The 18,496-nt window shown below is 59.1% G+C and carries 19 protein-coding genes; 13 read left to right on the top strand and 6 right to left on the bottom strand.

All coding sequences use genetic code 11. The annotated features are described in order from the left end of the window. Nucleotides 1-97: 97 nt before the first annotated feature. The 8 genes from corA (at nt 98) to F617_RS0101520 (ending at nt 7,265) form a co-directional block, all read left to right on the top strand. On the top strand, nt 98-1,075 hold the full coding sequence (gene corA, locus F617_RS0101555; RefSeq protein ID WP_013635577.1) for a magnesium/cobalt transporter CorA: 978 nt from the start codon (nt 98-100) through the stop codon (nt 1,073-1,075). 15 nt (nt 1,076-1,090) lie between these two features. Continuing rightward, entirely contained in the window at nt 1,091-3,010 is a 1,920-nt protein-coding gene (locus F617_RS0101550; protein ID WP_003511693.1) for a potassium transporter Kup, read from the top strand. Nucleotides 3,011-3,156: 146 nt separating this feature from the next. Next, nucleotides 3,157-4,308, top strand: a complete 1,152-nt coding sequence (locus tag F617_RS0101545; protein ID WP_019564219.1) for a cell wall hydrolase — start codon at nt 3,157-3,159, stop codon at nt 4,306-4,308. Between the two features lie 270 nt (nt 4,309-4,578). After that, complete coding sequence (locus tag F617_RS0101540; protein ID WP_019564218.1) at nt 4,579-4,944, top strand: AtpZ/AtpI family protein; 366 nt, start codon at nt 4,579-4,581, stop codon at nt 4,942-4,944. A 60-nt stretch (nt 4,945-5,004) separates the two neighbouring features. Then, nucleotides 5,005-5,754 (top strand): F0F1 ATP synthase subunit A, encoded by a 750-nt coding sequence (locus F617_RS0101535; protein WP_003511697.1) that lies wholly within the window; start codon nt 5,005-5,007, stop codon nt 5,752-5,754. A 73-nt stretch (nt 5,755-5,827) separates the two neighbouring features. Then, on the top strand, nt 5,828-6,055 hold the full coding sequence (locus F617_RS0101530) for a F0F1 ATP synthase subunit C (RefSeq protein WP_003494147.1): 228 nt from the start codon (nt 5,828-5,830) through the stop codon (nt 6,053-6,055). A gap of 81 nt (nt 6,056-6,136) precedes the next feature. After that, nucleotides 6,137-6,778, top strand: a complete 642-nt coding sequence (locus F617_RS0101525) for a F0F1 ATP synthase subunit B (RefSeq protein WP_019564216.1) — start codon at nt 6,137-6,139, stop codon at nt 6,776-6,778. 1 nt (nt 6,779) lies between these two features. Then, on the top strand, nt 6,780-7,265 hold the full coding sequence (locus tag F617_RS0101520; protein WP_003511699.1) for a F0F1 ATP synthase subunit B: 486 nt from the start codon (nt 6,780-6,782) through the stop codon (nt 7,263-7,265). A 218-nt stretch (nt 7,266-7,483) separates the two neighbouring features. Here the strand turns inward: F617_RS0101520 and F617_RS0101515 are convergent, their stop codons facing one another. The 3 genes from F617_RS0101515 to F617_RS0101505 form a co-directional block, all read right to left on the bottom strand. Next, entirely contained in the window at nt 7,484-8,173 is a 690-nt protein-coding gene (locus tag F617_RS0101515) for a hypothetical protein (RefSeq protein WP_019564215.1), read from the bottom strand. Nucleotides 8,174-8,310: 137 nt separating this feature from the next. Then, nucleotides 8,311-8,964, bottom strand: a complete 654-nt coding sequence (locus F617_RS0101510; RefSeq protein WP_019564214.1) for a ribonuclease HII — start codon at nt 8,962-8,964, stop codon at nt 8,311-8,313. A gap of 337 nt (nt 8,965-9,301) precedes the next feature. Beyond that, entirely contained in the window at nt 9,302-10,459 is a 1,158-nt protein-coding gene (locus tag F617_RS0101505) for a PA0069 family radical SAM protein (protein ID WP_003511704.1), read from the bottom strand. A 288-nt stretch (nt 10,460-10,747) separates the two neighbouring features. On the opposite strand from F617_RS0101505, the gene F617_RS0101500 reads away from it, so the two are divergent. Then, the gene (locus tag F617_RS0101500; RefSeq protein ID WP_003511706.1) at nt 10,748-11,266 is read left to right on the top strand and encodes a hypothetical protein; all 519 of its coding nucleotides are present in this window, start codon (nt 10,748-10,750) and stop codon (nt 11,264-11,266) included. Nucleotides 11,267-11,293: 27 nt separating this feature from the next. On the opposite strand, the gene F617_RS0101495 is transcribed toward F617_RS0101500, so the two are convergent. The 3 genes from F617_RS0101495 to F617_RS0101485 all read right to left on the bottom strand — a co-directional run bounded on the left by F617_RS0101495 (nt 11,294) and on the right by F617_RS0101485 (nt 14,426). After that, nucleotides 11,294-12,727, bottom strand: coding sequence for an FAD-binding oxidoreductase (locus F617_RS0101495; RefSeq protein WP_003511708.1), 1,434 nt, complete (start codon nt 12,725-12,727; stop codon nt 11,294-11,296). Between the two features lie 48 nt (nt 12,728-12,775). After that, entirely contained in the window at nt 12,776-13,753 is a 978-nt protein-coding gene (locus F617_RS0101490) for an L-threonylcarbamoyladenylate synthase (protein WP_019564212.1), read from the bottom strand. A gap of 64 nt (nt 13,754-13,817) precedes the next feature. Beyond that, the gene (locus F617_RS0101485) at nt 13,818-14,426 is read right to left on the bottom strand and encodes a DUF6656 family protein (protein WP_013635584.1); all 609 of its coding nucleotides are present in this window, start codon (nt 14,424-14,426) and stop codon (nt 13,818-13,820) included. A gap of 332 nt (nt 14,427-14,758) precedes the next feature. Between F617_RS0101485 and F617_RS0101480 the strand changes: the two genes are divergently transcribed. The 4 genes from F617_RS0101480 to F617_RS0101465 all read left to right on the top strand — a co-directional run bounded on the left by F617_RS0101480 (nt 14,759) and on the right by F617_RS0101465 (nt 18,488). Continuing rightward, nucleotides 14,759-16,003, top strand: a complete 1,245-nt coding sequence (locus F617_RS0101480; RefSeq protein ID WP_013635586.1) for an aromatic ring-hydroxylating dioxygenase subunit alpha — start codon at nt 14,759-14,761, stop codon at nt 16,001-16,003. Between the two features lie 7 nt (nt 16,004-16,010). Beyond that, nucleotides 16,011-17,093, top strand: coding sequence for a hybrid-cluster NAD(P)-dependent oxidoreductase (locus F617_RS0101475; protein ID WP_026330615.1), 1,083 nt, complete (start codon nt 16,011-16,013; stop codon nt 17,091-17,093). A gap of 181 nt (nt 17,094-17,274) precedes the next feature. Further along, nucleotides 17,275-17,739, top strand: coding sequence for a BA14K family protein (locus F617_RS0101470; protein ID WP_003511718.1), 465 nt, complete (start codon nt 17,275-17,277; stop codon nt 17,737-17,739). 224 nt (nt 17,740-17,963) lie between these two features. Then, nucleotides 17,964-18,488: a BA14K family protein gene (locus tag F617_RS0101465; RefSeq protein ID WP_019564209.1), complete on the top strand. Its 525-nt coding sequence runs from the start codon at nt 17,964-17,966 to the stop codon at nt 18,486-18,488. Nucleotides 18,489-18,496 lie beyond the last annotated feature (8 nt).

The raw sequence follows: 18,496 nt of genomic DNA, 5'->3' as shown, positions 1-18,496 counted from the left end.
TGTTCCCTGAAGTGTCGTCCAAAGGTTTGCCGACCTTGAACAGGATATGTTAAGCAGCATTGCGGCTGAAGCCAGCGATGCGGACCGGAGAAACGGATTGATAAAAGCCTATCGCGCCAACTGCGAGGCGATCAGCCTGTCGCCAGACGACGGCCGTGAACAGATTCCCGACGATATCGTCTGGATCGACCTTATCAATCCGACGAGGACGGAAGAGCAGTATGTTGAAAAACTGCTGGGGCTAGAGCTGCCCACCCGCGAGGATTTGAAGGATATCGAACCTTCCAGCCGCCTTTACATGGAAGATGGCAACGTCTTCATGACCGCCTCTCTGGTTTGGAAGGCAGATTCCGACGGTCCGCGCCTGACCGATGTTGCCTTCATTCTTGCCGGCAAGCGCCTTGTGACGATCCGTTATGCCGAGCCGAAATCATTCCACCTCTTCACCGCCGCCATCACCCGCGTGCCGCACGAGATGCGCAGCGGCACGGCGCTGTTGCTGAAACTGCTGGAAACCATCGTCGATCGCACGGCGGAAATTCTCGAAAACTCGGTGGCAGGCATCGACAATCTCGCCGCCGATCTTCTCGGCAGCCAGGCGCGCAGCAAGCGCAAGGCACCGCGTTATCTGGAAGACCGACTGACGAACATTGCCGCCTATCACCGGCTGATCTCCAAGGTTCGCGACAGCCTTGCTTCCCTTGCACGCCTGCAGACTTTTCTGTCCACAAGTGCGCAGGTCCAGCAGGACAAGGACGCGAGGGAACAGAGCAAATCGATCGGTCGGGATATCCAGTCGTTGAGCGAACATGCCTCCTTCGTTTCCGGCAATCTGACATTCCTGCTGGACGCTTCTCTCGGCATCATCAACATCGAGCAGAACGGCATCATCAAGATCTTCTCGATAGCGTCGGTCGTGTTCTTGCCGCCCACTCTGGTGGCGTCGGTTTACGGAATGAACTTTCAGCTCATGCCGGAGTTGAACTGGACGTTTGGCTATCCACTCGCGCTCGTCGTCATGCTGATGTCGGCAATCATCCCGTTTCTCTTTTTCCGTTGGAAGGGCTGGCTCTAAGGAGCCAGGATCATCATGTCTCAAATCGCAGACAAGGACTTTACCGAGAAGCCGGATTCGGATGACAAGCATCAGAACAAGGGGCTTTATGCCGCGATCCTTGGTTCTATCGGCGTCGTCTACGGCGATATCGGCACCAGCCCGCTCTATGCCTTCCGCGAAGCGCTAAAGCCGATCGCCTATGATGGCGTGACGAGAGAAGAAGTCATCGGCCTGACATCCCTGATGATCTGGTCTCTGACGATCATCGTGACGTTCAAATATATCACGCTCCTGCTGCGCGCCGACAATGACGGCGAGGGCGGCACACTCTCGCTTCTGGCGCTGTTGATGAAGACGGCGGGCACTCACCGCAGCGTTCTCATCGTGCTCGGCCTCATCGGCGCAGCCCTGTTCCTGGGCGATGCCATGATCACGCCGGCGCTATCAGTGCTTTCGGCGGTGGAGGGTCTGAAGCTCGTCACTCCGGCCATGGACGACTTTATTATTCCGATCTCCGTCTGCATTCTCATCGGCCTATTCGCGATCCAATCGCACGGTACGGGAACGGTGGCGAAATTCTTCGGACCGATCACCGCCGTCTGGTTCCTGGTCATGGGTTTAGCCGGCCTCATTCACATCGCCGATGATTTCGGCATTCTCTATGCCTTCAACCCCTGGCATGCGGTCGAGTTTCTCGCCAATGAAGGCTTTTATGGCATCGTCGTGCTGGGCGCGGTTTTCCTGACGATCACCGGTGCTGAAGCGCTTTATGCCGATCTCGGCCATTTCGGCCGCCGTCCCATCCAGTGGGCATGGTTCTGTCTGGTTTTCCCGGCACTGACGCTGAATTATCTCGGTCAGGGCGCGCTGGTTCTCAAGGACCCGGCGGCGATGTCCAATCCGTTTTACCTGATGTTCCCGCAATGGGCGATCCTGCCGGCCGTCATTCTGGCGACCGCCGCCACCATCATCGCCAGCCAGGCGGTTATAACAGGCGCGTTCTCGCTCGTGCGTCAGGCGATCCATCTCGGCTATCTGCCGCGCATGGAAATCCTCTTCACTTCGGAAACCAATACCGGGCAGATCTATCTTCCTGCCGTCAACACCATCCTGCTGTTCGGCGTCGTCGCACTGGTGCTCACCTTCAAAAGTTCGGATGCACTGGCCACCGCCTACGGCATTTCCGTTACCGGCGCGATGGTCGTCACCAGCATGATGTTCTTCGAATTCGTTCGCAAGCGCTGGCAATGGTCCATCTGGCTGGCGATTGGCGTGCTGGCGCCGCTTCTGCTGCTGGAACTGATTTTCCTCGGTGCAAACCTGCTCAAGATACATGATGGCGGCTATGTGCCGGTGTTGCTGGCAATCGCTTTCACCATCATCATGACCACCTGGCAGCGCGGCTCGAAAATCCTTTTCGCCAAAACCCGCCGCAGCGATGTGCCGCTGAAGGCTTTCGTGGCTTCGGTGGAAAAGGAAAGCGCCCATGCGCCGGTGCGCGTGCCCGGCACAGCGATTTTCCTGACTGGCGATCCGGATGCCGCACCCGCTGCATTGCTGCACAATCTCAAGCACAACCACGTCCTGCACGACAAGAACGTGATTTTGACGATCCGCACGGAAGACCAGCCGCGCGTCCGTCCCGAAAATCGTTACACACTGACGAAGCTGAGCGATCGTTTTGCCGTGGTCGAACTGCATTTCGGCTTCATGGAAACGCAGAACGTCACCCAGGCGCTCGGTTACCTCAGGCGCACGGGTTACAAGTTCGACATCATGTCCACCTCGTTTTATCTCGGTCGCCGCAAGCTGGTGCCGGATCCGAAATCGGGCATGCCCGGCTGGCAGAACCGACTGTTCATCGCGCTTGCCGAAACGGCCGCCGATCCCTCGGACTACTTCCGCCTTCCGGCCAACCGCGTGGTGGAACTCGGGTCTCACGTCGTCGTCTGATTATTAGAAGGTGGTTACACATTAACGTGAAGCCGCGCCCACGCGCGGCGTTAACCAAGCATCAAGGTTAATAAGAGATTCTCGAACACCTGTAACAAATATGGTTCCTGGTGTTCGGAGTGCTGGTTTTGCGTTCGAAAAGAGTAATGCGTCGTCGGTCCTTTGCGTCCCTTCAGGCATGGACCTCACCCGTTGTCTTCGGCCTTGCTGCCTGGCTTGTCTTTCCTTCCATTGCCGCACGCGCGGATTTGGCCTCCCTGCTGGCAGGGCTGGACAATGGCGGCGAGCAATGGCGCATGGTGCTGACCGCGTCACCGGCAGGCTCTGTCCATAATGCCTCGCTCACCTTTAACGATGCGGAAGGGGAGGCGGCGTTGCATGGCAGCGGCATGACCCTGCCCGATGGCCGCAAGGTGGCTTTCGTCACCAACAAGAAGGGTGACGAGACGACACCCGACAGCGAGCGCGTCAACCGTGCCGCCAAGAAGGGTCGCATCGTCGCAACCGAAATCATGCAGCCGCCAAAGGCCTTCACCGCCGGTTCCGTGCTGGAGCGCACCAGCATGCTGGATATAGAGCCGCTGAAGCGCAAGGACCGCACGGCTTTCGTGAAACCGAAACGCGGCAGCGACGTCAAACTTGCCTCCTTCTATTTCCGCCGTGAAGAAAAGAAGGCGGACAAAAGCGTCTCTCCGATGCTGGCGGAACTCGTCACCAACAGGACTCCCGATATTCTCGCCACGGCTTACGCGCCGGCCGAACCGGATTTCGCCCGTGAATCGCCGTTCGACGCCATTCTGAAAAAGCCGGAGGCCGGCCGCTTCGTGCCGTTGATCGGCGCGGACGATCACGCATGGGCGGCAACGCCGCTGCCCGCTGCCGTGTTTTCCGCAGCCGAACAGCAATGCCTCGCATCCGGCATCTATTTCGAGGCGCGCGGTGAATCGGTCAAGGGACAGGCGGCGGTGGCACAGGTGATCCTTAACCGCGTGCGCAACCCCGCTTATCCGAAAACCATCTGCGGTGTGGTTTATCAGAACAAGGACTGGCGCAACCGCTGCCAGTTCTCCTTCGCCTGCGACAATATAAAGGACCGGGTGAATTCCGAACGTCACTGGAAAATGGCGCGCGAAGTGGCCATGGCAACCACCGCCGGCAAAATCTGGCTGACGGAAGTGGGCTCCGCGACTCACTATCATGCCGTCTATGTTCGTCCCGCCTGGGGAAAATCCATGAAGAAGGTCGGCAGGATTGGCTTGCACGTCTTTTATCGAACCTATGGTGGCGGCTGGAGCTGATACCACCGCCAATTTGTCGCAATTTGCGTGTCAAAAATGCCGATTCCCGGGGGAAACATCGTCGACAAACGGCGATTTGGCGTTAAGTCTTTGTTTTTAAATATTTAATTTGTCAAAAAACAAGCTTCGCCAGTGCCTTGACTAGCGAAGCCCCTAAAACTATGTTGCGCGCGACTTCAGAGCGGGCTGGAACAGGCTTAATCCGTCACCGTTTACAACTCCAAAGGGTTCTGGCATGGCTGGAACGGAGAAAATGGGTGGGATTTTAAGATGACTGGCAACCGTGACGATAGTCTGGACGAGCGTCGCAAGCGCCTTGCCGAAGAGTTGGCAAAGGTGAAGGCGGAGGATGAGGCGGAAGTGAGGGCGGAGACCAACGCCGCGGAAAGCCGGAAAGGCTTTGCGATGGCGGTGAAGCTCTCATCGGAGTTCATTTCGGCCATCGTGGTCGGCGCTATGCTGGGTTATCTTCTGGACTATTTTGTCGGCACGACGCCGTGGGGGATGATCGTTCTTCTTCTTCTCGGTTTCTGCGCAGGCGTATTGAATGTGTTCCGCTCCACGGGCGCGGTGGCAAAGCCGCCGCTGCTTGAGAGAGCCGACAAGCGAGACGAGGGTGGAAAAGACGGCGTTTAAGCTGTTTTTTCTTGCAGTTGAGATGCCGCCGTGAGCGGCGACAGGTAAAGAGGGCAGCCGGTGGCAAACGATCCGACCCATCAGTTCTTGGTGCAGCCGATCATTCCGATCGAAATTGGCGGCGTCGATTTTTCCTTCACCAATGCGTCGCTTTTCATGGTCGCGACCGTGGCCGCCGCTTCCGGTTTCCTTTATTTCGCAACGTCGAGCCGCGGTCTGATCCCGACCCGCATGCAGTCCGTTGCTGAAATGTCCTATGAATTCATCGCCTCCATGCTGCGCGAAGGCGCAGGCAAAAAGGGCATGGTGTTCTTCCCATTCGTATTCTCGCTGTTCATGTTCGTGCTGACTGCGAACCTTCTCGGCATGTTCCCGTATTTCTTCACGGTCACCAGCCAGATCATCGTCACCTTCGCGCTTGCCTGCCTCGTCATCGGCACGGTCGTCGTTTACGGTTTCTACAAGCACGGTCTGCATTTCTTCGGCATCTTCGCCCCTTCGGGCGTGCCGAAGGCGCTTTTGCCGCTTGTCGCATCAATTGAAATGATTTCGTTCCTGTCGCGTCCAATCAGCCTTTCCGTTCGTCTCTTCGCGAACATGCTGGCTGGCCACATCACGCTCAAGGTTTTCGCAGGCTTCGTCGCCTCCATGGGTGCGCTCGGCGCGCTCGGTATTGGCGGTGCAGTCCTGCCTCTCATCATGACGGTCGCAATGACCGCTCTCGAATTTCTCGTTGCCTTCCTGCAGGCTTATGTGTTCGCGGTACTGACTTGCATGTACCTGAACGACGCCGTGCATGGTGGTCACTGAGAAGTAAAGTCGCTGGCCCCGGCAACGGGCGCCAAAAGATAGCCGCAACAACCAATATCTCAAGGAGTCTCACATGGAAGCGGAAGCAGCAAAGTACATCGGCGCAGGTCTCGCATGCCTCGGCATGGCTGGTACGTCCCTCGCACTCGGCCGTATCTTCGGTGATTACCTCTCCGGCGCACTGCGCAACCCCTCTGCTGCCGACAGCCAGTTCGGCCGTCTGGTATTCGGCTTCGCCGTTACGGAAGCTCTGGGCATCTTCTCGCTGCTCGTAGCTCTCCTTCTCCTGTTCGCTGTCTAATAACGGCATCAGGTCTGGATCACGGCTCGCGCAAATTGCTTGCCGTGATCCTTCGCATTTGCAGTCCCCCTGGAGGTGAGCATGTTCGTGACCGAGGCTTATGCCCAGTCAGCACCGACCGTAGGTGAAACGCATACGGAAACTCCGGCTGTCGGCCAGCCGCAACCGGAAGCCACGCACACGGAAACCGGTGTAGCGCACGGCGCCGAACACGGTGCTTCCGGCGTTTTCCCGCCGTTCGACCAGTCTACTTATGCATCGCAGGTCCTGTGGCTGGCGATCACGTTCGGCCTTTTCTACCTGCTCATGCAGAAGGTCATCGTTCCTCGCGTCGGCGGCATTCTCGAAAACCGTCATGGGCGCATTGCACAGGATCTCGATGAAGCGGCACGGCTGAAAAGCGAAGCCGACGCAGCCGTCGAAACCTATGAAAAAGAACTCGCGGCAGCCCGCGCCAAGGCAAGCTCGATAGGCTCCGCGGCACGTGACGCCGCCAAGGCGAAAGCCGATGCCGACCGCGTCGCTATCGAAGCCGGACTTGCCGAGAAGCTTGCCGCCGCCGAAAAGCACATTGCGGGTATCAGGGATCAGGCATTCGCGGATGTCGGCGCCATTGCCGAGGAAACCGCGACCGCAATCGTCGACCAGCTGGTTGGCGCCAAGGTCAAGGATTCCGACGTCAAGGCCGCCATTGCAGCCGCTTCGACTGTGAAGGGAGCCTGATATGGCGTTTGATGCATCATTTTTCGCTCTCGTCGGTCTTGTCCTTTTCTTCGTCCTGATCGCCTATCTCAAGGTTCCGGGCATGCTCTCAAAGTCTCTGGACGAGCGCGCACAGAACATTCAGGACGAACTGGCCGAAGCCAAGCGTCTGCGCGAAGAGGCACAGCACCTGCTGGCCGAATACCAGCGCAAGCGCAAGGAAGCCGAAGCTGAAGCAGCCGGCATCGTTGCCGCTGCCGAACGCGAAGCGGCCGCCCTGACCGCCGAAGCCAAGCAGAAGACGGAAGAATTCGTCGTCCGCCGCACGGCCTTGTCGGAACAGAAGATCAAGCAGGCCGAAGAAGACGCCATCGGCGCCGTTCGTGCCGCCGCCGTGGACATCGCCATTGCAGCTTCCGAGAAGCTCATTGCCGAAAAGACCACCGCTGCCGCAAAGGCCAAACTTTTCGCCAACACCATTGGCGAAGTGAAGTCGAAGCTGAACTAATTTCATCTCGGACTATTCAAAACCCCTCCGGCGCCCGCCGCGAGGGGTTTTTTGTTTTATGCCTCAGCCAGGGGCGGTGTTGGCAAGCTCGCGGGTGCACACTGTGGTGCCGGCTTGCAGCGTGTCTATCGATGTCTGTCGACCTTTGGAGAAAAAGCATCGGCTTTGTGGATTGGATGCTGGCCGGCAATTCGTGGCTGCCAATTTGTCGAGGCTTGTTAAGTGATCGCGGGATAGATTGTCTTGGCCTCGAGCGCTATCAGCACCGCCAGTACAAAAGCTGCTGCGGTGGCAACCAGAAATGCGCCACTGAAAGCCAGGCCTGCTTTCGCGATACCCAAGCCGAGATCCTGCATCAGCCATCGTATCTGAGCCTGCGCATACCAGATCGTGGCGAGCGCGATAATGGCGAGCCCGACCGTAAGGCCATGTTCCAGAGGCATGGATGCAAAATCGAAACCCAGAACCAGGACAAATGTAAACGGCGCAGCCACGTAACATTGGCTGAAGAACGGCGGACGCAGGGAGTTTCGGGTGATCCTCACCCGTTTCCACCGCAGAAGCGTGACGGCCATACACAGCGGATAAATCCCGAATATAACGCCACGCGCTATGAGCAGGTTCGAACCCGAACCAAGCTCCCGGGCGGCCAATGTGGGATCGTAAATGGTCGGAAGGGAGGCGGAGAGCCCCTGCGAAAATAGCAGAGTGATCAGGAGGAAGAGGGGCGGACTCAGTGTGTCGTCATACTGGTCCTCGAGCCGATCCGCGAGTTCGCTATCGGCGTAGCGCATCATGCTGAGCGGTGCGACGACCGATCGCCACATTGTCAGCGGATAGAAGAGGAGCCATGAAACCAGCTCGTAGAGGAGTTCTTCGAGCGACTTCAACAGTTTCATGAAATCCAAATCTCTTCTCCCAAAGCCCGTCAAGTCCACGCATTGAGATAGAATTCTACCAGTGGAGACGGAGATCGTCACCTCATGGCAGGGCGCTGAAATCCCGGGTGAGACCGCATTCTCCGCTTCAGGATCGTGGTTTTCGATCAGTCCTGCTTCAGCGGCCTGAAACTCATCCGGTGCAGCGGGCAGGGCCCATGGCTTTCTATGGCGCGCAGGTGGGCTGGTGTGCCGTAACCCGCATGGCCTTCGAAACCATAGGAGCTGTGCACTACACCGGCCCGTTCCATCATCCGGTCACGGGTCACCTTGGCGATGATCGAAGCGGCGGCGATTGAGAGGGAGCGGGAATCGCCCTTGATGACGGCCTTCGACTCGCAGGTGATGCCCGGCGGCTTGTCGCGGCCATCTGCCAGCACGAGGGCCGGGGAGATTTCGAGGCCGAGTACGGCGCGACGCATCGCGTCGAGGCTGGCGCGCAGGATATTCATGGTGTCGATAAGGCCGGGGCCGGAGGAGGCGACGGAAACGATCGATGTTTCCATGATTTGCAGAAACAGGCTTTCCCGTTTCAGCTTGGTCAGTTTCTTGGAATCGTCAAGACCACCAGGAATATTGTCGGGATCGAGAATGACAGCTGCCGCAACCACTGGTCCCGCGAGAGGCCCCCGGCCTGCCTCATCCGTGCCGGCCACGGGCCAAAGCCCCTTCTTCCTCGCCTCAAGTTCGAAGGAGAAATCGGGGCCCGTATCGGCGAGATCAAAGAGGGCAGGAGAATCGGGTGTGGTGCGGCGTTTCATGCGGCAGAAACTTGCACACACACCCGATCTCCTGCAAGCCCCCGGAAGCGGGCGATGACGGGCGCGGCCAGCCGGGTCAAGGGGCGTGGCCAACCGTGCCCCTTAGGTCGTCATGACCTTTGATCCTCCAACGGGGCGGCGGAGGAAAAACGATCGCACGCGAGGCGGCGGGTTCCGGGGGTGATGTCCGACGGGCCAGGGAAAACCCGCCGGGCATTTCGTCAAGAGCATGGCCCCGTCAACAGGAAAGGGCTGCCACTCTTTATGTGTCTGCACCGCTGGGTATCGTTGCGCGCATCGTAATGCGCCTTTGATCGGCCAAGCGGGCCTCATATTTTCAAAGCAGCGACAATTGCACGCCGGCACCTCCCGGCGGCACGAAGATATCGTCGCGCAGGTGAATGCCGCGGCGGATGAGGCCAAGCCGTTTCGTCGCCATTTCGAAACGCCTGCCTATCTGCCATGCATAGGGACCAGCACCCTTCATGCGTTTTCCGAATTCCGCATCGTAATCCTTGCCGTCGCGCATGGAGCGCACCAGCGACATGACATGCCGGTAGCGGTCCGGATAGTTGCGCAGCAGCCAGTCGCGGAAGAGGGGGCTGACCTCCAGCGGCAGGCGCAGCAGCACATAGGAGGCCTCCGTTGCGCCAGCGGCCTTGCCGGCTTCGAGAATGCGTTCGATCTCATGATCGTTGAGTGCGGGAATGACGGGTGCCATCATCACCGCCACGGGAATGCCGGCATCCGTCAGCGCCTTGACCGCTTCCAGCCGCTTTTCGGGCGTGGCGGCGCGCGGTTCCATGCTGCGTGCCAGCTTGCGGTCCAGCGTCGTCACGGAAATACCAACCTTGACTAGACCCTTCTTGGCCATGGGCGCGAGAATATCGATATCCCGCTTGATCAGGGCCGATTTGGTGACGATGGCGACGGGATGGTCGGCCTTTGCCAGCACTTCCAGTATCTGCCGCATGATGCGCCATTCGCGCTCGATCGGCTGATAGGGGTCGGTATTGGTGCCGATGGCAATGACGCGAGGCTTGTAGCCGGGCTTCGCCAGCTCCCTTTCGAGCAGCTTTGCCGCATCCGGCTTGGCGAAAAGCTTCGCCTCGAAATCCAGCCCCGCAGAAAGCCCCATATAGCTGTGCGTCGGACGGGCGAAACAGTAGATGCAGCCATGTTCGCAGCCGCGATAGGGATTGATGGAACGGTCGAAAGGGATGTCAGGCGATTCGTTGCGGCTGATGATGCTGCGCGGCTTTTCCACCTGCACTTCGGTGCGGAACTCCGGCAGCTCCTCGAGGGTCTGCCAGCCATCGTCGAAAACCTCCCGCTGCAGGGCCTCAAAGCGCCCGCCCGGGTTAAGTCCGGCACCACGCCCGCGACGACGGTCGATCTCGATGCGCAGGCCCGACGCATCGGCCAACGCATTGGCAATGTCAGGCGTATGGCTCGGCTGGAAAGCAGCCTGCCCCGAAAGCGTATGGTCTCTCATCTGGATGCTCCCAGGGTGCCGCACGCCTCTCAAGGCAAGCCAACGCCCTAAACCGTTTCCACTCGAACCGGCGTTTCATTGCCTCTTCGAATGATTAAATTCCTACCGCAGAAGCGAGAACATTACAAGAACAAAAAATGCAAAATCGATAGCTGGCAGACCCGCGGCCGGGGTCTTGTTTGTGTCAATCCCACCTGAAGGTGGGTTAGAGTTAAGCCTGAACGGTCGCGGATTTTCTGACATCCAGTGCAGTGGCAATTTATTGTGCGATGCGTTAGAGCTATGCATATGTTGACAGTCATAATGGAATGCCGGGATCAGGAACCGGAACTGGCGCATACGCTGTCTGCGCTTGTAACCGGGGCCGTGGAAGGGCTGGTAAGCGACGTTGTGATCCTCGATCACGGTTCGCGCGATGGATCGTCGCGCGTCGCCGATGCCGCTGGCTGCCGTTTTTATGCGCAGTGGGATATTGAGGACGTCATGCGCTCGGCGCGCGGGCATTGGATCCTGCTGGTCGAACCGGGTGCGCGTCCGCAGAGCGGCTGGATCGAAGAGATTCTCGAATATGTGGCTGTCTGTGCCGAGCCCGCGCGTTTCTCGCCGTCCCGGTATCACAAGCGGCCCTTTTTCAGCCGGATAGTGCGCCGCCGTCCTCCCTTGGAATGCGGCTACCTGATGCCGAAGAAACATGCGGTGGCGATCGCAAAATCCGGCATGGGCCTGACACAGCTCGTGCACGCGCAAAAGCCGCGCCGCCTGAATGCGGAACTGGTTCCCGCCTGGACGGCGAGAACTTCCAACTAACCTGCAACGATGATGAAGCTGCTGTCCCTAGCGGGCGGTGATCACCTTGCCGGGGTTCATGATGCCCGCGGGGTCAAAGGCGTGTTTGATGCGTCGCATCAGGTCCATTTCAATGCCAGGCCTGATCGCGGCCAGCTCGTCGCGCTTCAACTGGCCGATGCCATGTTCGGCCGAAATCGAGCCGCCGAGCGACAGCACGATGCCGTGCACGATCTCGTTCATATCCCGCCAGCGACCGATGAATTCAGCTTTGTCCGCACCAACCGGCTGGGAAATATTGTAGTGGATGTTGCCATCGCCCAGATGGCCGAAGGCGCAGACGCGGGCGCCGGGAATGGCGGCAAGAACGGCCTTTTCCGCCGTTGCCATGAATTCCGGTATCTTCGACACCGGAACGGAAACGTCGTGTTTGATAGAGCCGCCTTCCGGCTTTTGCGCATCCGACATGCTTTCGCGCATATGCCAGAGCGCCTGACGCTGCGCTTCCGATGAAGCGATCACCGCATCCTCGACCAGCCCAGCGGAAAAACCGCGCTCCAACAGCGATTGCATCATTGTTTCAGCCGTCTCAGCCGAATCGGAGGTGGAGATATCGATGAGCGCGTACCAGTCATGCGGCGTTTGTAGCGGATCGCGCACGCCGGGAATATGTTTGGCGGTGAATTCCACGCCGATGCGCGGCATCAGCTCAAAACCGGTCAGCGCTGTGCCGCAGAGGTTTGAGGCCATTTCGAACAGCTTCAACGCATCGTCGGTGGATCGAAGACCGGCAAAACCCACCTGATGGCCGAGCGGCACGGGGAAAAGCTTCAGCACCGCACCGGTGATAACGCCGAGCGTGCCTTCCGAACCGATGAAGAGATCGCGCAGATCGTAACCCGTATTGTCCTTTTTCAGCCGGCGAAGCCCGTCCCAGATTTCACCTGTCGGCAGCACCACTTCAAGCCCCAGGCAAAGCTGGCGCATATTGCCATAAGCGAGAACCGCCGTGCCGCCGGCATTGGTGGCCAGATTACCGCCGATGCGGCACGATCCCTGCGAACCGAGCGACAGCGGGAACATCCGCTCCACGGTCGATGCGGCCTTGTGGATGTCGTCGAGAATGCAGCCGGCATCCGCAACGATGGTATTGGCGACCGGATCGATGTCGCGGATACGGTTCATGCGCTCGAGCGAGAGGATGATGTCGGTTCCGTCAGCACGCGGCGTCTGGCCACCCACAAGGCCAGTATTGCCGGTCTGCGGCACGATGGGCGTGCCGGTCTCGCTGGCGAGCTTCAGGATGGCTGCAACCTCCTCGACAGTGCCGGGCTTGAGCAGCAGCGGTGACGCACCATGGTAAAGCCCGCGATTCTCCACAAGACGCGGCGCCATTTCCACAGCGTCGCGCACCGCGTTTTTTTCGCCGACAATGGCAGTGAAGCGGTCGAGGATGTCGGAGGAGGGGGCTGCGATTGTCATTGGCGTCTCGCTGTCATTTGAAACGGTGGGCGAAATGGTGAAGTACCGTCAGCCTCGCGGCGCGGCGGCGCGGGAAAGGCGGTCATTGATCGCCTCTCCAAGACCGTGGCCGGGAATGGTTGTGACCGCGATTGTCGCGGCACCGCTCGCGTCGGCTGCTTTGAGATAATCGAACAGATTGGCGGCCGCCTCGGCAAGGTCGCCGGAAGGGCTGAGGTCGAGAACGGTACGGGCCGTCTCTTGTCCCTCAACCGCGATGCCGCCGAACCGGATCAGTGCCTCGTTGGCAGAAACGGATGTCGCGTCGAGGCGAACGGCTGCACCGGGCGCATAATGCGAGGCGAGCATTCCGGGTGCCTCGATGGCGGCTGATGCCTTTTCCGGCCGTTCGAGCTGGGTGCCGGTGATGCGCTCGATCTCCTCGGTGACGATGCCGCCGGGACGAAGCAGCCGCACCCGCCCGTCGTCTTCCACTTTGACGATGGTGGATTCGACACCGACGGAGGCAGCACCGCCATCAAGAATGAGGTTGATCCTGTTACCGAGATCGGCCTCGACATGGGCCGCACTGGTGGGGCTGATCTTGCCGGAACTATTGGCACTGGGCGCAGCAAGAGGTTTGTCGAACCGGCGGATCAGATCACCGGCAAAACCCTGCGGAACGCGAATGCCGACGGTATCGAGCCCGGCCGTTGCGAGTGAGTGAATGCCGCTTGCCGGTTTCAGTGGCAGAACCAGCGTCAACGGGCCGGGCCAGAAGGCTTCGGCGAGGCGCCGCGACACGGGATCGAAAACCGCATAACGTTCGGCCATGGCGATATCGGCCATATGGCAGATCAGTGGATTAAACTGCGGCCTGCCTTTCGTTTCGTAAATGCGGGCAATGGCCGCCGGATCGGTGGCGTCCGCAGCAAGGCCGTAGACGGTTTCCGTGGGCAGGGCGATTGGCTGGCCGCGGGAAAGCTCCTCGACGGCCGCCTGCAAGGCGGTTTCCCGCTCGTTTTCGATATCGATATGACGCGCCATGATGCTGCCTTTCAGGGCGTCAATAGCGTATTTCAGGGCCTTATGGAAAGCGCTATCGTGGCTTTTATATTGCCTTGATGATCTTGCGCATCTCGTCCGAGCGGGCGCCGAGCATAAGCACGTTTTTGAGCGCTACGCGCGGGTCGTGGGTCTGGAACAGCAGGCCGCCGCGATGGAAGGAGGTATCGATGGCGACGTTCTTGTTTGGAAGTGCGTTGATGGCGACTGCGAAATACATCCGCGAATAGCGCGCATCGATGTTTTCGAAGAAGTTCTCGGCCCCGCTCAACTCGGCGAAGAAATTCGCGAAATAGAACGACCAGAGCACATGGCGCTCTGCGTCGAAACTGGTTTTCGCTGCCGTGACATGGCAATAGCCGAGATGCGGCCGCTCATCCAGCAGATGGTGGAAAACCATCTTGGGAAAACGGATGGACTGGTGAAAGCCATTGAGACGGCTATGGGTGGCATCGGCAGCAGCCTCGAGCTTGCGTCCGGTCATCGCCGCCACTTCTTCATGGCTGTAATAGACGCGTTCCCTCGGCAGCCAGCGTTCTTCGTAGCGGCTGATGCGCCCGGTTCGCAGGAAATCCGAATGCGCGGTCTTTGAACGTATCGGCGTAACCGAATGTTTGCCGGCATCGAAATAACGTATGCGTGTCGCCTTCTCCACCCGGAACGCCCTCGTTGTTGTCGATCAGGCAATATAGTTTAGGGCATGTTAAAACTCCGTTGCGCCACACCCCCCGTTTTTTAACGGGTAGAGAGGGGGCCGCGCGACATCATGCGTCATATTGCGACGTTGTTTCCGGCGGGGAATAGCTGCCGGATTTCGCAGCGGAATGGCGTGCAACGGCCATTGGCGCATGTCGCAATTTGTCGCCAATGCGGAAGCCGATGTCGCTGTCTGCGCTACCGCAAATGAACGCTGATGTTTAGATGGGATCACACTTCCGCAGTCCGATAAATGGTGTGGGGCAGGGCGGTTTGATCGAGGATTTGGCCATGGAATTGCGTGATACCGTACTGCGTCAGCTGAAGAACCGCCGCGAAGGCTTCAGCCTGGAACAGTCTTTCTACACGGACCCGGATTATTTCAATCTGGACATGGAAACCATCTGGTACCGCGACTGGCTGTTTGTCGGCCATGATTGCGAAGTGCCGAAGGCCGGTAACTACATCACCGTTCAGGTCGGCGCCTATTCCGTCGTCATCATTCGCGGTCGCGATGGACAGATTCGCGCCCTCCATAATTCCTGTCGCCATCGCGGTTCCCGCGTCTGCTCTTCTCATAAGGGCCAGTCCGCACGTCTCGTCTGTCCGTATCACCAGTGGACCTACGATCTGGACGGCAAGCTGCTGTTTGCCCGCCATATGGGCGATGATTTCGACAAGGCTGAATTCGGCCTGAAGCCGGTCCACTGCGAAACCGTTGCCGGTTACGTCTTCATCTGCCTGGCAGACCAGCCCGCCGATTTCGCGCCGATGCGCGCCGAGGTCGAAAGCTACATGGCGCCGCATCGCATCTGGGAAGCCAAGGTCGCGCATGAAAGCACGATCATCGAAAAGGGTAACTGGAAGCTCGTCTGGGAAAACAACCGCGAGTGCTACCATTGCGCCGCCAACCATCCGGAACTCTGCCGCACCTATCCTGAAAACCCGAGCGTTACGGGTACGGACGGTGGTGCAAGCGATCCCGAGATCGGTGGCCACTGGGCACGCTGCGAGGCTGCCGGCCTGCCGAGCCGCTTCAAGATCGATCCGAAAGGCCAGTTCCGTGTTGCCCGCATGCCGCTGATCGGCGAGGCGGAAAGCTACACCATGTCGGGAAAACGCGCCGTGCGCCGGCCGCTTTCCGATGACGTCAGCATCAGCCATATCGGCGCGCTGCTTCTGTTCCATTATCCGACGACCTGGAACCACTTCCTCGGCGACCACACCATTTCCTTCCGCGTGCTGCCGCTCAACGCCAATGAGACCATGGTCACTACCAAATGGCTGGTGCACAAGGATGCGGTTGAAGGCGTGGATTACGATCTCGAGGACCTCACGCACGTCTGGAACGAAACCAACGATCAGGACCGCCGCATCGTCGAGGAAAACGCCTTCGGCATCCGCTCGCCCGCTTACCAGCCCGGCCCCTATTCCATGGAAGACGAGGGCGGCGTGATGCAGTTCGTCAACTGGTATGCCGATTTCATGGTTGACCGGCTGTCGGGCGACAAGGCCCGCCTTTCGGCAGTAGCGTAACGCGAAGATGAATATGGCTGTGACCTACAAGCACATAGACGAGATGAAGCCGTGGAGCGACAAGCTCCACCTGCTGGAATGCATTTCGGTGACGCCCGAGACGCCTGACGTGATGACATTCCTGTTCCGGTCGGAGGATCAGAACTGGTTCCGTTATCTGCCGGGCCAGTTCGTGACGCTGGAATTGCCGGTAGGCAAGGAGCCGCTCTACCGCACCTACACATTGTCCTCCAGCCCGTCGCGGCCCTATGCGCTGTCGGTCACGGTCAAGGCGCAGGCCACCAGCATCGGCACGCGCTGGATGTTCGACAATCTGAAGCCCGGCATGAAAATCCGGGCGCTCGGCCCGCTCGGCGATTTCTCTTATGTCCGGCATCCCGGCGACAAATACCTGTTCATCTCGGCCGGCTCCGGCGTGACGCCGATGATGTCGATGGTGCGCGACATGAGCGACCGCGCGCCGCAGAGTGACATCGCCTTCATCAATTGCTCGCGCTCGCCATCCGATATCGTGTTCCGTCACGAGCTGGAATATCTTGCCCGCTTCATGCCGAAACTGTCGCTCGGTTTCATCGTGGAAAATTGCGGCCGCACTGATCTCTGGTCCGGCTTGAAGGGCATGGTCGACAAGGCCAAGATTGCGCTTCTGTCGCCTGATTTCATGGATCGCACGGTGTTCTGTTGTGGACCGGAGCCTTTCATGGCCGCCATCCGCTCCATGCTGGATGCTTCCGGCTTCGACATGAGCCGTTACCACCAGGAAAGCTTTTCGCCAGCCGCCCCGGTTGCTGTGGGCGAGAGTATTCACACCGTGGCGGATGGCGAAGCACTCTCGATGGTGGGGTTTACGCTTTCCGGCAAGGAAGTGCCGTGCCAGCCCGGCCAGACCGTTCTGATGACGGCGCGCGCCGCCGGTGTGCGCATTGGTGCCGCCTGCGAATCTGGAATTTGCGGGACCTGCCGGGTGCTGAAGCTCTCCGGCGAGGTGGAGATGAACCACAATGGCGGCATTCTCGATGACGAAATCGATGAAGGCTATATTCTCGCCTGCTGCTCGCGGCCGTTTACCGACGTGAAGGTGGAAGCCTGAGCGCACGAAATCCTGCGTCTTATGCGGGAATCTATTTTTGAACCGGAACCAAAGGTCTTAAAACTCGTTTGCACGTCATCGAATTCTTTTCGGGTGTTTCAATGGGGCTGCCCCTACCTCCGACAAGACCGAGTAGTTAGAAAGCGCGGTTCAACGCGCCACAGCAAACGGAGGAAAGATCATGATGAATTTCCGCACGACGAGCGTCGCTACGGCGGTTGTCCTGTTCCTGACAAGCTTCACGCCGTCGCAGGCGTTCCAGGCGCCTGTTCCGATGGCAAAGCCGGCGATCTCAACCGAGAATGTAGTGCCGGTGCAGTACCGTGAATGGGACCGCCGAGGTGACCGCAGATATGGCGACCGCATGTATCGTCCGCGCCCGTCGCGGGACGGATATTATAACGGCCATCGCGGCTATCGCGACCGCCGTCCGGGCTACCGCTATCACAACGGAATGTGGTTCCCGCTGGCGGCCTTCGCCACTGGCGCAATCATTGGCGGTGCCATGGCGCAGCCGAGACCGGCCTATGGCGGTAGCCATGTTGCCTGGTGCCAGAACCGTTGGCGCTCTTACCGCGCCTACGATAACAGCTACCAGCCGAACAGCGGTCCGCGTCGTGTATGCGTATCTCCATACAGCCGTTAAGCACGCCTTTCGAAAGCCCGGATCTGATCCGGGCTTTTGCTTTCGAGTGCCGAGTTTCGGTAACCGAAGCGTGACAACGCCGTTAATGCTGGGTTCAGGCGAAAGCGCCTAGCCTGCAACCTGTGATGTTCCAGCCAGCACCGACAAACTGGCTGGATAAAAAGAAAAAGGTGTTATTATTCACGTGCAACGGCCTGTCGACCGTCGTGAATGGAGGAAGTCAGATGAGAAGCTATGTGAAGAATATCCTGGCTGTCGGTCTTTCTGCAATCGTGGTTGCAGGAGCGATTGTTCCCGCTGAGGCAATGCCATTGCTGATGGCGCCGAAGAGTGTCGAGACCCTGGGTAACGATGCCGGCAAGAATATCGTCAATGTGCAATACTGGCGCGATCGTGACAATCGTGGCGGCTGGGGCGGCGAACGCCGCGGCTGGTACGGCGGCCATCGCGGTTATCGCGACTACCGCCCGGGTTATCGTCACCACGACGGCTACTGGTTCCCGCTCGCAGCCTTTGCGACGGGCGCGATCATCGGCGGCGCACTTTCGCAGCCGCGCGAAGTCTACCGTCCGGTTCCTGAATATCGCCCGCGTCCGGTCTACCGCGAATATCGTCCGGTCCGTCGTGCCGGCATGAGCCAGGCGCATGTGAACTGGTGCTATGGCCGGTATCGGTCCTACGATGCCTATAGCAACACGTTCCAGCCCTACAATGGCCCACGCCAGCCCTGCTATTCGCCTTACAGCTGATAGCACTA

It is taken from the genome of Agrobacterium sp. 10MFCol1.1 (assembly GCF_000381165.1).
Taxonomy (GTDB): domain Bacteria; phylum Pseudomonadota; class Alphaproteobacteria; order Rhizobiales; family Rhizobiaceae; genus Agrobacterium; species Agrobacterium tumefaciens.
Note: the sequence above shows the minus strand (reverse complement) of the source record. Positions and strands in the feature narration are given on the sequence as shown.